Here is a 13,874-nt window from a genome sequence, read left to right as displayed (position 1 = left end):
GTTACACCCCTTCCGCCAAAGCAATGGCTTCTTTCAGATCCAGTGTGCCTTTATAGATCGACTTGCCGCAGATCGTGCCATACAGTCCAAGTTCCTTACAACCGCGAATGTCTTTAATTGTATGCACACCGCCGCTGGCAATGATGTTGCAATTGCTGTTGGTTGCATCTCGCAAGTCTTTCAGCTGTTTCAGATTGACACCGGAAAGCGTGCCGTCTTTCGCAATATCGGTTACGATAAAATATTGTACGCCTACTGCAATCATTTCTTTCGCCAGCGTAATATAATCTGTGTCAGATTCTTCCAGCCAGCCCTCTGTGGCAACCATGCCATTCTTGGCATCGATTCCCACTGCAATATGCTGGCTGCCAAATTTTTGTACTGCATCTTTTACCAGTTGTGGATTTTTCAATGCTGCGGAGCCCAGAATGACACGTTCTACACCGCTTTTCAGATAAGTGTCAATGGTTTCCAGATTTCGGATACCGCCGCCGACTTCTACTTTCAATCCGGTCTTTGCTGCAACATCTTCATAAATATGCTGGTTTACCGGTCTGCCCTCTTTGGCACCGTCCAGATCTACCATGTGAATCCATGATGCTCCTGCCGCTTCAAATCCTTTGGCAGTTTCCATGTGATCCGCTGCTACTTTTTCTACTGTGGAAAAATCACCTTTGAACAGGCGAACACAATTGCCGTCTTTAATATCGATTGCTGGTAAAATAATCATTGAATCAGCCCTCCAAAGTTCCGCAGAATTTGCAGCCCGATCTCTCCGCTTTTTTCCGGATGGAACTGGGCTCCGTAAACCGTTTTTCCGTCATAGACCATTGCCGGAATTTTTGCTGGTCCGTATTCCACATAGGCTGCCAGATATTCGTCTGGCACTACCGCCTGATAGGAGTGAACAAAGTACACATAGGATTCTTCCGGCATATTTCGGAGAATCGGACAGTCATGCTGCATTTCCAGCTTGTTCCAGCCCATATGTGGGATCACCATATCCGGAGCAACGATTTTTTCTACTTTGCCGGGGATCAGCCCCAAACCGTTGCATTCTTCAAATTCGTATCCTTTTTCAAAAATCAGCTGCATACCCAGACAAATTCCCAGAAAAGGTTTCTTGTGAGCTTCTTCCTGAATGATGTTGGTCAATCCGCTGTCGTGCAGCATCTGCATGGCACTGGGGAATGCCCCTACGCCGGGCAAAATCAATGCATCTGCTTTGCGAATTGCTTCCGGATCAGAAGTCAGTTCGCCAGCTAATCCCAGATAGTCCAGTGCATTTTTTACACTGAAAATATTGCCGGCACCGTAGTCGATAATGGCAATCATGTTTACAGCACTCCTTTCGTGGACAAGGTTTTTCCTGCTTCCAGCGGGGTTACCGCGGTTTTTAAGGCATGGGCAACGGCTTTGAATGCTGCCTCACACTTGTGGTGATCGTTAGAGCCATACATCATATTCACATGAAGCGTAATGCCGGCGTTGAATGCAAAGGCACGGAAAAATTCTTCCGTCAGGCAGGCATCATACTGTCCGATCATGGCATTGGTGAACGTCCCCTGAAATACCAAAAACGGACGGTTGCTGATGTCCAGACTGCAAAATGCCAGAGCTTCGTCCATGGGAATAAATGCACTGCCGTAACGAGTAATACCAGACTTATCGCCCAGTGCCTCGCCCAGTGCTTTTCCCAGAACAATACCGGTGTCCTCTACAGTATGGTGTCCGTCTACATAGAGGTCACCCTTTACGGCAATGTCCATGCTGATGCCGCTGTGAACAGACAGTGCTGTTAGCATATGGTCAAAAAAGCCGATGCCGGTATCGATGTTGGCAGTTCCTATGTTGTCTAGTTTTACGGCTACCTGTATGTCTGTTTCTTTGGTCTTTCGTGCAAGTTGTGCTTGCCGCATATGGATTCCTCCCTATACTTTTTAGTCATCATCGTCAAAGAAAGCATCATCAATCTGTTTGAACTCATATATTGTTTCAATATGAACACCGAGATTATATTCAATCATTAAATGTATTAGCATATCGCCATCTACTAAAACAATTTTTTGTGGCATTTTTTGATTAGCAAGTTGAATTGCTTCATTTGAGTATTTCGCTGTCGTAATAAACAAACCTTTAGAAGCACCTTTTCCAACTAATGCACCTAAAAACTTTTGGATTTCTGGTCTGCTGACTGTAGAATCTAGCTTCCATTGTTTGGCTTGCACATAAATTGTATCAAACCCAAATTTATCTGCTTTTATTGAACCGTCAATGCCAGCATCGCCCGATTTTTTTGTAACACTAGGTTCTCCATATCCCATCTTCTCCAACAACTGAACAACTAATTTTTCAAAATCATAAGGAGACATTTTTAAAACTTTTTGCATCAAGTTAATAGCAAGACTTTCATTAAGTTGGCGACTAATAGTATCTAACTGTTCTTGAGGATCTTGCAAACTTAATTCAGGAGATTCGCTATCATTGCAAGTGGAGTTGTCCATAGAATTAGCTATTGATTTTTGCTCTTTTTCTCCTTTGAATTGGCGAAAAGATTCAAATTGTGTAAGATATTCGAGAGTTATATTTTGTACTCCATTTTTTGCAGCTTGTTTCCCTAATGTTGTGATTATATATTTTGATCGGCTTGGACTTTCAATAAGACCTGCATTCTTTAGGTATATCTCTGCCCATGCAATTCTATTGCTGTATTTGTATTGTCCACTAGTTAATCTTTCTTGTAGTTCTTCTTCTGTTATGGAATAATAACTCACACAATAATTACGAATATCTTTTGTAGAATGTTCTTTTTCGTCTAATAGGCATTCCATAACAGGAGCAAAAAATTCAAAATATTTTGGAATTGCCATTACTTTTCTTCCTTCTCAAACCGCACCGTAATTGCATTGGCGTGTGCGGTCAGGCCTTCCTTGTTTGCAATCAGCACAATATCGTCCTTAGCTGCATGCAGAGCGTCCTTGGTATAGTAGGTGTAGCTGGAACGTTTGGTAAAGCTCTGTACGCCCAGTGGAGAGAAGAACCGTGCCGTTCCGCTGGTGGGCAGAACGTGGTTCGGACCAGCGTAGTAATCGCCCAGCGGTTCCGATGCATATGCTCCCAGAAATACCGAACCGGCATTGTCCAGTGCTCCCAGCAGTTCCATGGGGCTTTCCATAAGTACTTCCAAGTGTTCCGGTGCAACCATATTTGCCAGAACAGTGGCTTCTTCACGGGTATTGCACAGCAGAACTGCACCATATTCATTCATCGATTTCTCAATGATTTCCTTGCGGGAAAGATACTGCACCTGACGATTGATTTCTGCTTGTACCTTTTCTGCCAGTTCTGCACTGGTAGTTACCAGAATTGCAGAAGCCAGTACGTCGTGCTCTGCCTGTGACATCAGATCTGCGGCAACAAATTTCGGGTCAGCGGTTTCATCTGCCATAACCAGAACTTCACTGGGACCTGCGATCATATCAATATCTACAACACCGTACAGCAGCTTCTTGGCAGTTGCCACAAAGATGTTGCCTGGTCCGACAATTTTATCCACCTTCGGGATTTCTTCTGTACCATAAGCCAGTGCTGCAATTGCCTGTGCACCGCCGGAGAGGAATACACGGTCTACCCCACAAAGTCCGGCTGCTACCAGAATATCCGGATTCGGTGTGCCGTCCTTGCAGGGCGGTGTTACCATGATAATTTCCTTAACGCCAGCAATTTTTGCCGGCACTGCGTTCATGATAACGCTGGAGGGATAAGCAGCCGTACCGCCCGGCACATACAGACCAACACGTTCCAGACCGCGGACACGCTGTCCCAGAATCACACCATTCGGCAGTGCGTGGATAAAGCCTTCCTGTACCTGACGCTGGTGGAAATCGCGAACATTTTCAATAGCGTTCAGCATGGCATCTACAAATGCCGGATCAGCTTCTGTCATTGCGTCATTGATGACATCGCGGGGCACTTCGTAATATTCCGGCAAACTGCCGTCGAATTTCAAGGTGTAATTTTTGACTGCCTGATCGCCGCCCTCTTTGACTGTGCGGATAATTTCGCTGACAGTTTCCGTAACACGCTGGTTGGTTTCACCGGTACGCTTGTCCAAGCTGGTGAAAAATGCATCACGCTGTGCCAGATCGCTGGCGTTAATGGTTTTCATGGTAATCATTTTGATAAAGCCTCCTCAATTTTCTGAATCAAAGCTTCAATTTCTGTCTGCCGCAGCTTTAGACTAACGGTATTGGCAATCAGACGTGCAGAGATCGGAACGACATCTTCTACCACTTCCAAGCCGTTTTCTCGAAGGGTAACGCCGGTTTCTACAATGTCTACAATGCCGTCTGCCAGTCCCAGCAGCGGTGCCAGTTCCACGGAACCTTCAATTTTTACAATATCAACGTCCATGCCTTTGCTTTCAAAAAAGCGGCGTGCAACATTTGGATACTTGGTCGCAATGCACTTTACGCCGAAGCCGCTGTAAAAATCTGTTCCTTTTTTGCATGCCAGAGCAAATTTACATCTGCCAAATCCCAAATCAACCAGTTCGAAAAATTTGCCCTGCATTTCAATAATGGTGTCTTTTCCCACAACGCCCATATCACAAACGCCATGTTCTACATAGGTGATGACGTCATTTGCCTTTGCCAGAACGACTTCCATGTTGCCGTCCGGAATCGGCAGGATCAGGCGGCGACCTTTTTCTCGTACAGCGGTACAATCATAGCCCAACCGTTCCAGCAGTCCGACAGTATCTTTTTCCAGTCTGCCTTTTGTCAATGCAATTCTAAGCGGCTTTGCCATTTATTCTACCTCCGTAATTTCTTCATCTACAACAACGACTTTTCCGATTTTATTTTCCCGTGCATATTCCCGCACCAGTTCCAGACTGTCGAAGAATGCAAATTCAACAACCTGTCCGCGGCTGCGTAATTCCTGTGAAACCTTTGCGGCTTTCATTTCATAGCCAGTTGCTGCAAAAATGACAGCATCTGCCGGCTTCAGGACAACAGGGCGATCCTTCATGCGGACATTTGCCACAGCATCGACATTGACTGCAAAGCCGGTTGCCGGAATGTCATAACCAAAATCAGACAGCAGTTTATTGTACCGTCCGCCGGAGAGTACTTCTTCTCCGTAGCCTTCCAGATAGCCCTTGATGATGACACCGGTATAGTAGTCAGCATTATTGACCATACCCAGATCGACAGTCAGACGACCTTTTCCGATTACGGTGGAAATGTCATTATACAGTTTCTTCAGATCCATAAGGATTTCATCGATTCGCTGATTGGAATAAAGCTGTGAAGCCTTTTCAAACACTTCTTCACCGCCAAACAGTGCCGGCAGTTTCTTCAGTGCAGCAGCAACTTTCACATCATCCATGGTGTCCAGCACGTCGTTCAATGCCGGATAGTTTTTTGTTTCAATCAAATAACGGATATTTTCCCGTTCTTCCGGTGTGGCATGCAGTTCCCGCATCAGTTCCTTAAATACACCGGCATCACCCAGTTCCAAAGAGAAGCTCACATGGTCACTGCCGAACGAATCCAGTGCCTCAATGGCTGTGGTAATCATTTCCACATCTGCCAGATAGGAAGATGAACCCAGTAGTTCAATACCTGCCTGTGTGATTTCATCGCTTCTGCCTTTGAGTGCAGGTTCAAAGCGATACACTGACTGAGTATAGCACAGTCGCAGCGGTAATGATGCATCTCGCAGACGGGTTGCTGTGACGCGTGCAATCGGCATGGTAGATTCCGGACGGAGTACCAGCAAGCGTCCCTTGCTGTCGGTCAGCTTATACAGTCGTTCCTGCGGATAGTGACCGGATTCTGACTGGAACACATCGAAAAATTCCAATCCCGGTGTAGTAAGTTCCGAATAGCCTTTGCTGTGAAACAAGTCATGTAGATTCTGCTCGATTTCACGACGCACATAACATTCTTCAAATAAAAAATCTTTTGTCCCCTCAGGGGTAATCAAATCATATTTTCTCATACAGCTCTCCTAATGCTTTAGTATGCTACTATAATAGCATAATATCACATAAAACGAATAAAGTCAAGACAAATTTCTTAAAACAGTGACATCTGACTGGATTTCGGTAAATCGCCCATAGCATTCAACCGTTCCAACGTTTCAATTATTGTTTTTGATGCACCACTTTGTGTCTGAAACTCTTCAATAGAAATGAAATCCCGCTTTTGTGCTGTTTCATACAAGTTCTGTGCAGCTGAAATACCAATGCCCGGAATCGCACTGAACGGAATCCGGATTTTATGATCTTCTACCAGATACTTTGTAGCATGAGACTTGTAGAGATCAATAGGCAGGAATTCGCAGCCGCGGCTAAGCATCTCATTGACAATCAGCAGCGTATCCAGCAAATCAGATTCTTTTTTGGAACGGTCATTCCCCTTTTCCTTGAGTTCTTCGATTTTTGCCCGAACAGCTTCCTTGCCCTGCAACGCCAGAATTGCATCGAAATCATCACCGCGAGTACTGAAATACACCGCATAATACGCCAATGGGTGATACAGCTTGAACCAACCCAGTTTAATGGCAGCAGTAACATACGCTGCTGCATGGGCTTTCGGGAACATGTACTTAATTTTCAGACAGCTGTCAATATACCATTGCGGCACATTGTGATCTTTCAGCATTTGTACACGTTCCGGTGTAAAAGTCTTGGGGGCTTTTCCCTTTCGGGTGTCCTCCATGATCTGGAATGCCTGTTTCGGCTCAACGCCTTTGTGCAGCAGATAGGTCATAATGCTGTCACGGGTACCGATTACGTCAGAAATGGTACAGGTGCCGTTATCGATCAAGTCTTTGGCATTTCCAAGCCATACGTCAGTACCGTGGGAAAGTCCGCTGACTTGCAGGAAGTCGCTGAATTTTTTCGGTTTGGAGTCCAGCAGCATCTGAATGGTGAAGCCGGTTCCCATTTCCGGAATGCCAAGGCTTCCCGTCTGGCAGTAGATTTCTTCTGGTGTAACGCCCAGAACAGAAGCATCGGTACACATTTGAATGACCTTGGGATCTGTTGTGGGAACATTGTGAATCAAGATACCAGTGGCATCTTCCAAGTGCTTATACATGGTCGGTACGACATGCCCCAGTTCGTCCAGTTTCAAAATGGTATCGTGGAGCGAATGGAAGTCGAAGTGTGTTGTCAGAATTTCAGATTCGGCATCGTCCGCAGGGTGCTGTACCGGCGTGAAGTCATATACATCATAATCGCTGGGGACAACAACCATGCCGCCGGGGTGCTGACCAGTTGTTCGTTTGATACCCGTACAGCCGATCGACAGTCGGTTGATCTCAGTAGGACTATACTGCAATCCCTTTTCTTCCAGATATTTTTTCACGTAACCATAGGCTGTTTTGTCGGCGACAGCGGAAATGGTTCCTGCTTTGAACACGTTATCTCGTCCGAAAAGTTCTTCCGTGTAACGGTGAGCGGATGATTGGTATTCACTGGAGAAGTTCAAGTCAATATCCGGAGCCTTGTCGCCGTCGAATCCCAAGAATGTTTCGAAAGGAATATCATGTCCGTCCCGATTCATTTCCGTACCGCATTCCGGACAGTTTTTTGGAGGAAGGTCAAAGCCGGAACCAATGCTGCCGTCTGTGATAAACTCGCTATGTTTACACTTGGGGCAGACGTAGTGTGGTGCCAACGGGTTGACTTCGGAAATTCCTGCCATAGATGCCACAAAAGAGGAGCCAACAGAACCACGGGAACCAACTTGATACCCATGGTCTACGCTATCCCAAACCAATTTCTGTGCAATGATATACAGCACAGAAAAACCATGTTTGATGATAGAGGAGAGTTCGCGGTTCAGTCGCTTTTCTACCAGTTCCGGCAATGGGTCACCATAGATTTCCTTTGCCTTAGTATTGGTGATTCGCACCAAATCTTCCTCGGCACCGTCAATGGTCGGCGTAAAGGTACCGTTCGGGAACGGCTGAATGTGTTCAATTTGATCTGCAATGGCATTGGTGTTGGTAACAACAATTTCGTATGCCTTTTCTTCACCAAGATAGGAGAATTCTTCCAGCATTTCTTCCGTGGTACGCAGATACAGCGGCGGCTGAAATTTTGCATCGTCATAGCCTTGTCCGGCTTGCAGGATCTCGCGGTAAATGGCATCTTCCTTGTCCATGAAGTGCACGTCACAGGTTGCACAAACCGGAATTCCCAGTTCATCACCCAGTGCAACAATTTTGCGGTTGTATTCCTGCAATTGTTCCATATTGGCAGCAGTACCGTTTCGAATCATGAAAGCATTATTCCCTGCCGGCTGGATTTCCAGATAGTCATAGAACTTTGCCAGTTTCACAATTTCCTCATGCGGTTTCTCTTCCACGAATGCTCGGAAGAGTTCGCCGGCTTCGCAGGCACTGCCGAAAATCAAGCCCTCCCGATACTGCATCAACACTGATTTGGGGATCAATGGCTTTCGGTAAAAACATTCGATATGCCCATAGGAAATCAACTTGTACAAATTTTTTAAGCCGATATTATTTCGTACCAGAATGATCTGGTGAAACGATTTCAGTTTTTTTACATCGATTTCCTGTGTTTTGGTGTTCAGATCAGAAAGCATTGTGGCACCCTTTGTCTGCATCAGACGGCTGACCAATTCTTTGTAAATTTTTGCCAGAATCTGTGCATCGTCTGATGCCCGATGATGATCGAACTTTCCCAATTTCAGAGCCTTTGCAACACCATCCAGCTTGTGGCGTGCCATAGTAGGCAGCATGCTCTTGCAGAGTACCAGTGTATCCAGTGTTGCGAACTCAAATGTGATATGATTTCTCTTGCAGACATTGCGGACAAAAGAAGTATCGAAATTGGCGTTGTGTGCTGCCAAAACCGGATTTTCACCGCAGAATTCAATAAACTTCCGCATTGCTTCTACTTCTTTGGGAGCATCTTCTACCATGGAATCCGTAATACCTGTCAGTTCCACGATCTTTGCCGGAATCGGTCGTTCCGGATTTACCATGGTGTTGAATGTTTCCACCACCTGCATGCCACGCATACGAACTGCACCAATTTCTGTCAGGCGGTCATTGGCTGGACTCAAGCCGGTTGTTTCCACATCAAAAACAATGATTTCGTCCTGCAGTGTTCGGTCTTCTGGATTATCAACTACCAGTAGACGATTCAAGTCATTGACTACATAGGCTTCGCAGCCGAAAATCACTTTGAAATTCTTGTCCTTAAAGCCACGCCACGCATTCATGGCATCCGGAAATGCCTGTGCAATACCATGGTCTGTGATTGCAATTGCAGGATGTCCCCATTCATGGGCACGTTCTACCAGTTTGCCACAGGGCGTAACTGCATCCATTTGGGACATGTTGGTATGGCAATGCAATTCTACACGTTTCTTGGGGGCATTGTCCATTTTCCGCTGTCGTTTTACCACAACAATAGATTCCGGTTTCATGACATCTTCTCTTGCAAATTCATCATAGCCGATCCGTCCGATCATCAATAATGTACTTCCCTTTTTGATTTCATGAAACGGCAGCTTCTCAATTTTTTCTGTGGAATCGAAAATCTTGACCAATACCGAGTAAGTGCCGTCTGTGATCTGATAGGTCAAAATGGTTCGCTCTCCCCGTACTTCGCGGGAATCCATTGCAAAGACATCACCCATGATTACCACACGTTGATTCTGTACTTCTACAGCTTCCCGAATCGGCATAGGAATATCCCGAATCGGTCTGCCTTTGATCAGGATAGCACTTCCAGGAACGATGCCCGGAATATCCTCGTTCATAGTAACGCTTTGTGCAATTGGCTTTTCCTTATCGCTGTGAGTTACTGCCGGAGCAGGTGCTGTAGAAGTTTGCAGTTGAGCTTCATGTTTGGGTAATTCCTGTTCTGCCTTGGAGATCATTTCATGGAAAGCAGCTTCACTGACACTGGTTTCCCCTTCAAATACCACATGAAACGGCGTAGAGAACATTTTTTCCAGCAAACCGGAAAAGAAATCTGCTACGTGATACTTTTTCAAAATATCATAGCCGCCGTTGTGCAGTTGGATTCGAATGGTATTATCTTCCCGTGTAATGTCTGCTCCGTCAACAAAACCGTTGACAACGGTCATTTCCCGTTTCAGAAACATGACCAGATCCGGAAAATATGCCATAGAAAACAATTCTGGGGCATACCGTGGATGCAGACGAACAGCATGAATTTCCAGCCGAATTTCCAGTTCGTGTTCCAGTGCGACCAGATCCTGTGCCGGTACCAGATGGGGAAATGTGATATAAAACGAAATTTTCGTCAGGTTTTCGGAATATGTCAGCCGATTCAAAATACCGTCTTTGATGGATTCTGGCATAATCGGGACATATTCTTCCAGAAACTCTGCGAAATTCAAATCCATATGTTCCACTCCTACAGTTTCTCAATTTCAGCCATCAGTTCCGGAACAATGTCCTGTTCCGCGACCTTTCGTAAAACTGTTCCCTTGCGGAACAGCATTGCACAGCCGTCACCACCGGCAATTCCGATGTCTGCTTCTTTGGCTTCTCCGGGACCATTTACAACGCAGCCCATGACAGCTACTTTAATGTCTTTCTCTACATGTTCCAGAGCTGCTTCTACTTCTTTTGCTGTTTTTACCAGATCAATTCGTGTCCGGCCACAGGTAGGACAGGATACGATTTGCGGTCCGCCACGCTTCCCAATACATTTCAAAATATCTCTTGCCGCACGAATTTCCTTGACAGGGTCTTCTGTCAGGGATACCCGAATGGTTTCGCCAATGCCGTCGTGAATCAACGAGCCAATGCCAATTGCAGATTTCAGCATGCCCATACGCTCTGTTCCAGCTTCTGTAACGCCCAGATGCAGCGGGTAATTGCACTGCTGTGCACATAGACGATAAGCATCGATCATGGTATTAACATCGGAAGATTTCATGGAAATGACAATATCATCAAACCCACATTCTTCCAGCATATGTACATGCCCCATTGCACTTTCTACCAACGCTTCCGCTGTCGGAGCACCGTACTTTGCAAGGATTTCTTTTTCCAATGAGCCAGAGTTTACACCAATGCGAATAGGGATCTGTCGTTCCTGACAGGCGTGGACGACTTCCTGAACACGGCTCATGCCGCCAATATTGCCGGGGTTGATGCGAATCTTGTCGATTCCTGCTTCAGCAGCTTCCAATGCCAGTCGGTAATCGAAATGAATATCCGCCACCAACGGAATCGAGATTTTTTCCTTGATTGCCGGAATCAATGCAATGGCTTCATGATTTGGAATCGCTGCCCGTACAATTTCACAGCCTGCCTGTTCCAATGCCACTGCCTGTGCAACACTGCCTGCAATATCATCGGAACGAGTGTTCAGCATGGACTGAATGTAGATGTGTTTTCCGTCCAGTATACAATTGCCGACTTTTACCGGCTTTATTTCTCTCATGATTGTCACTCCCTAATTTTTGAAGAATCGCCCTATATCCTGTACTGTTACCAGAATCATCAGCAGAAACAGTGCTGCCATACCAATAAAATGAACCATAGCTTCCCGATTTTTTGAAATTGGTTTTCGTCGAATCGCTTCAATCAACAGAAACACAAACCGACTGCCATCCAGTCCCGGAATCGGCAAAAGGTTGAATACACCTACATTTACTGTAATGAAAATTGTCAAATTCATGACAGACTGCACCCGTTCCAGCAGATTTTCTCCGGTAGATGCTGCCTGTTCAATGACACTGACAGTTCCGACAGGACCAGAAAGGTCTTGCAGACTATATTTTCCGCTGACCAGTTCAATCAATGACATCCAAATCAGCTTGGCAGTTGCCACTGTGTCTTTGGCGGCATAGGTGATGACGTTTACCGGATTTTTAGATTTTCCCTCCACAGAAAAATCCAGCAGACCACCTGTGTTATCATTATGGAACGTTACATTTTCAATGGTAACACGGGAACCGTCACGCTTTACAGTAATGTCATAGGTGTCTGTATCTGTTGTTTGCAGTTTGTAAATCAGATCAGTTGTGGAAAAAATATGGCTGCCGTCGATTGCAACAATTTTATCGCCGATTTGCAGGCCGGATCGTTCACTTTCCGATGCAGTTACAGTATTTCCGGCAGAATTGGTCGTTTCCGCAAATTTTGCGATTGTCAAAGACGGCACTTTCTGTGCTGTGCACAGCAGAATTGCAATCAGCAGAAATCCCAGAACCAGATTCATAAATGCACCGGCAAGTACTACCGTCATTCTACGCCAGACTGCTTTTTTTTCAAAAGCGTTAGGATTGTCACTGGACTGATCCTCGCCTTCCATGGCACAGAATCCACCGATTGGAAACAACCGGAGAGAATATTCTGTTTCGCCTTTTTGAAAATGAATCAGTTTGGGTCCCATGCCAATTGCAAATTGATTGACTTGAATGTGGTTCAGCTTTGCAACGATAAAATGTCCAAATTCGTGAATGCCGATGATTAAACCGAAAATGAGAATTGCAATGAGGATCGTGATAATATGCTGCATATGCAGGTCCTTTCTAAGGAACCACTGCAAACAGATTTTGTGTAAAATCGACAGTTGAATTTTATGCAGCGGTTCTATAATTGTAAATCGTTATGCGATAGTATTTCGTACAAATTCCCGAGCCTTTGTGTCAGCCCGCATAACATCCTCATAGGTTTCTATCTTGGTTGCCGGAATCATTTCCATTGCCTTTTGTGCCAATGCACCGATGTCCAGAAAACGAATTTTTCCGGACAGGAATGCAGCAACTGCTACCTCATTTGCCCCGTTTACAATACAAGGTGCTGTGCCACCGGTTGTAATTGCTGCAATTGCCGTTTTCAGACAGGAGAATGTTTCCATATCCGGTTTTTCAAAAGTCAATGTTCCGTAATCAGTCAGTGACAGATGTTTTGTTGGACAAGGCAGCCGTTCCGGATACAATAGTGCATACTGAATTGGAATTTTCATATCCGGCACGCCCATTTGTGCAATGACTGAACAATCCTGATATTCGACTGCGGAATGCACCACACTCTGCCGGTGTACAACAATTTCAATCTGTTCCGGTGTCAGGTCAAAGAGCCACTTAGCTTCAATGAATTCTAGTCCCTTATTCATCAGTGTTGCAGAGTCAATGGTAATTTTATTGCCCATGCTCCAGTTCGGGTGATTTAAGGCATCTGCTACAGTGACATGCTCCAGTTCCTGACGAGTTTTTCCGAAGAACGGTCCGCCGGAAGCCGTCAGAATGATTTTGTGCAGCTGTTCCCGCCGATTGCCCTGTAAACATTGGAAAATGGCAGAATGTTCGCTGTCTACCGGATAAATTCGAACGCCTTTTTTTGCTGCCTGTTCCATAACCAGAGAACCGCCGGCAACCAGCGTTTCCTTATTTGCCAATGCAATGTCCAAACCGGCAGAAATCGCGGTCAGTGTTGGCAGCAGCCCGACCATGCCTACCACAGAATTGATGAGAATATCTGCATTTTTATCTGATGCAATGTCACATAGTCCCTCCATACCGCAGAGCACCTGTACTGGCAAATCTGCCAGACGCTGTTTTAGTTCTGCGTATTTTTCAGTTTCGAAGATGCAGACCTTTTTCGGGAGAAACTCCCGTGCTTGCTGTTCCAATGCATCAACATTTCGATTGGCAGCCAATGCGTAAATCTGCATTTCGTGGGATCTGGCAACTTCCAAAGACTGTGTTCCGATAGAACCTGTCGATCCGAGAATCGAGATTGCCTTTTTCATTTTATCATTCTCCTTTTTGATCCATGTGCCCATAAACACAACACGATGCAAAGCAAAGGGCCTCACATCGTGTGGTTTGTGCATGAAC

Annotated in this window: 11 protein-coding genes; all 11 read right to left on the bottom strand. The window is 45.5% G+C overall.

Annotated elements, in window-relative coordinates; all coding sequences use genetic code 11:
* Position 1: 1 nt before the first annotated feature.
* Positions 2–730 (bottom strand): 1-(5-phosphoribosyl)-5-[(5-phosphoribosylamino)methylideneamino]imidazole-4-carboxamide isomerase, encoded by a 729-nt coding sequence (hisA, locus tag RUMCAL_RS08070; protein WP_021682234.1) that lies wholly within the window; start codon positions 728–730, stop codon positions 2–4.
* On the bottom strand, positions 727–1,335 hold the full coding sequence (hisH, locus tag RUMCAL_RS08065; protein ID WP_021682233.1) for an imidazole glycerol phosphate synthase subunit HisH: 609 nt from the start codon (positions 1,333–1,335) through the stop codon (positions 727–729). Before hisH ends, hisA begins: the two co-directional genes overlap by 4 nt.
* A gap of 2 nt (positions 1,336–1,337) precedes the next feature.
* The gene (gene hisB / locus RUMCAL_RS08060; RefSeq protein WP_021682232.1) at positions 1,338–1,919 is read right to left on the bottom strand and encodes an imidazoleglycerol-phosphate dehydratase HisB; all 582 of its coding nucleotides are present in this window, start codon (positions 1,917–1,919) and stop codon (positions 1,338–1,340) included.
* Between the two features lie 21 nt (positions 1,920–1,940).
* Positions 1,941–2,870 carry a restriction endonuclease gene (locus RUMCAL_RS08055; protein WP_021682231.1) on the bottom strand — a complete coding sequence of 310 codons (930 nt, stop codon included), beginning with the start codon at positions 2,868–2,870 and terminating at the stop codon, positions 1,941–1,943.
* Positions 2,870–4,168, bottom strand: coding sequence for a histidinol dehydrogenase (hisD, locus tag RUMCAL_RS08050; protein WP_040647620.1), 1,299 nt, complete (start codon positions 4,166–4,168; stop codon positions 2,870–2,872). Before hisD ends, RUMCAL_RS08055 begins: the two co-directional genes overlap by 1 nt.
* Positions 4,169–4,173: 5 nt before the next feature.
* Positions 4,174–4,809: an ATP phosphoribosyltransferase gene (gene hisG, locus RUMCAL_RS08045; protein WP_021682229.1), complete on the bottom strand. Its 636-nt coding sequence runs from the start codon at positions 4,807–4,809 to the stop codon at positions 4,174–4,176.
* A complete protein-coding gene (gene hisZ / locus RUMCAL_RS08040; protein ID WP_021682228.1) occupies positions 4,810–6,006 on the bottom strand; it encodes an ATP phosphoribosyltransferase regulatory subunit in 1,197 nt (398 codons plus the stop codon).
* A gap of 77 nt (positions 6,007–6,083) precedes the next feature.
* On the bottom strand, positions 6,084–10,421 hold the full coding sequence (locus RUMCAL_RS08035; RefSeq protein WP_021682227.1) for a PolC-type DNA polymerase III: 4,338 nt from the start codon (positions 10,419–10,421) through the stop codon (positions 6,084–6,086).
* Between the two features lie 11 nt (positions 10,422–10,432).
* Positions 10,433–11,470, bottom strand: a complete 1,038-nt coding sequence (gene ispG, locus RUMCAL_RS08030) for a flavodoxin-dependent (E)-4-hydroxy-3-methylbut-2-enyl-diphosphate synthase (protein WP_021682226.1) — start codon at positions 11,468–11,470, stop codon at positions 10,433–10,435.
* A gap of 12 nt (positions 11,471–11,482) precedes the next feature.
* On the bottom strand, positions 11,483–12,550 hold the full coding sequence (rseP, locus tag RUMCAL_RS08025) for an RIP metalloprotease RseP (protein ID WP_021682225.1): 1,068 nt from the start codon (positions 12,548–12,550) through the stop codon (positions 11,483–11,485).
* Positions 12,551–12,640: 90 nt separating this feature from the next.
* Complete coding sequence (locus RUMCAL_RS08020) at positions 12,641–13,786, bottom strand: 1-deoxy-D-xylulose-5-phosphate reductoisomerase (RefSeq protein ID WP_040647565.1); 1,146 nt, start codon at positions 13,784–13,786, stop codon at positions 12,641–12,643.
* Between the last annotated feature and the right edge of the window lie 88 nt (positions 13,787–13,874).

This window comes from Ruminococcus callidus ATCC 27760, assembly GCF_000468015.1.
Lineage (GTDB): Bacteria > Bacillota > Clostridia > Oscillospirales > Ruminococcaceae > Ruminococcus_C > Ruminococcus_C callidus.
Note: the sequence above shows the minus strand (reverse complement) of the source record. Positions and strands in the feature narration are given on the sequence as shown.

Excerpts from the sequence above, each read along its gene's own strand:
- hisA (WP_021682234.1), bottom strand. The coding sequence starts at position 730 with ATGATTATTTTACCAGCAATCGATATTAAAGACGGCAATTGTGTTCGC.
- hisH (WP_021682233.1), bottom strand. The coding sequence starts at position 1,335 with ATGATTGCCATTATCGACTACGGTGCCGGCAATATTTTCAGTGTAAAA.
- hisB (WP_021682232.1), bottom strand. The coding sequence starts at position 1,919 with ATGCGGCAAGCACAACTTGCACGAAAGACCAAAGAAACAGACATACAG.
- RUMCAL_RS08055 (WP_021682231.1), bottom strand. The coding sequence starts at position 2,870 with ATGGCAATTCCAAAATATTTTGAATTTTTTGCTCCTGTTATGGAATGC.
- hisD (WP_040647620.1), bottom strand. The coding sequence starts at position 4,168 with ATGAAAACCATTAACGCCAGCGATCTGGCACAGCGTGATGCATTTTTC.
- hisG (WP_021682229.1), bottom strand. The coding sequence starts at position 4,809 with ATGGCAAAGCCGCTTAGAATTGCATTGACAAAAGGCAGACTGGAAAAA.
- hisZ (WP_021682228.1), bottom strand. The coding sequence starts at position 6,006 with ATGAGAAAATATGATTTGATTACCCCTGAGGGGACAAAAGATTTTTTA.
- RUMCAL_RS08035 (WP_021682227.1), bottom strand. The coding sequence starts at position 10,421 with ATGGATTTGAATTTCGCAGAGTTTCTGGAAGAATATGTCCCGATTATG.
- ispG (WP_021682226.1), bottom strand. The coding sequence starts at position 11,470 with ATGAGAGAAATAAAGCCGGTAAAAGTCGGCAATTGTATACTGGACGGA.
- rseP (WP_021682225.1), bottom strand. The coding sequence starts at position 12,550 with ATGCAGCATATTATCACGATCCTCATTGCAATTCTCATTTTCGGTTTA.
- RUMCAL_RS08020 (WP_040647565.1), bottom strand. The coding sequence starts at position 13,786 with ATGAAAAAGGCAATCTCGATTCTCGGATCGACAGGTTCTATCGGAACA.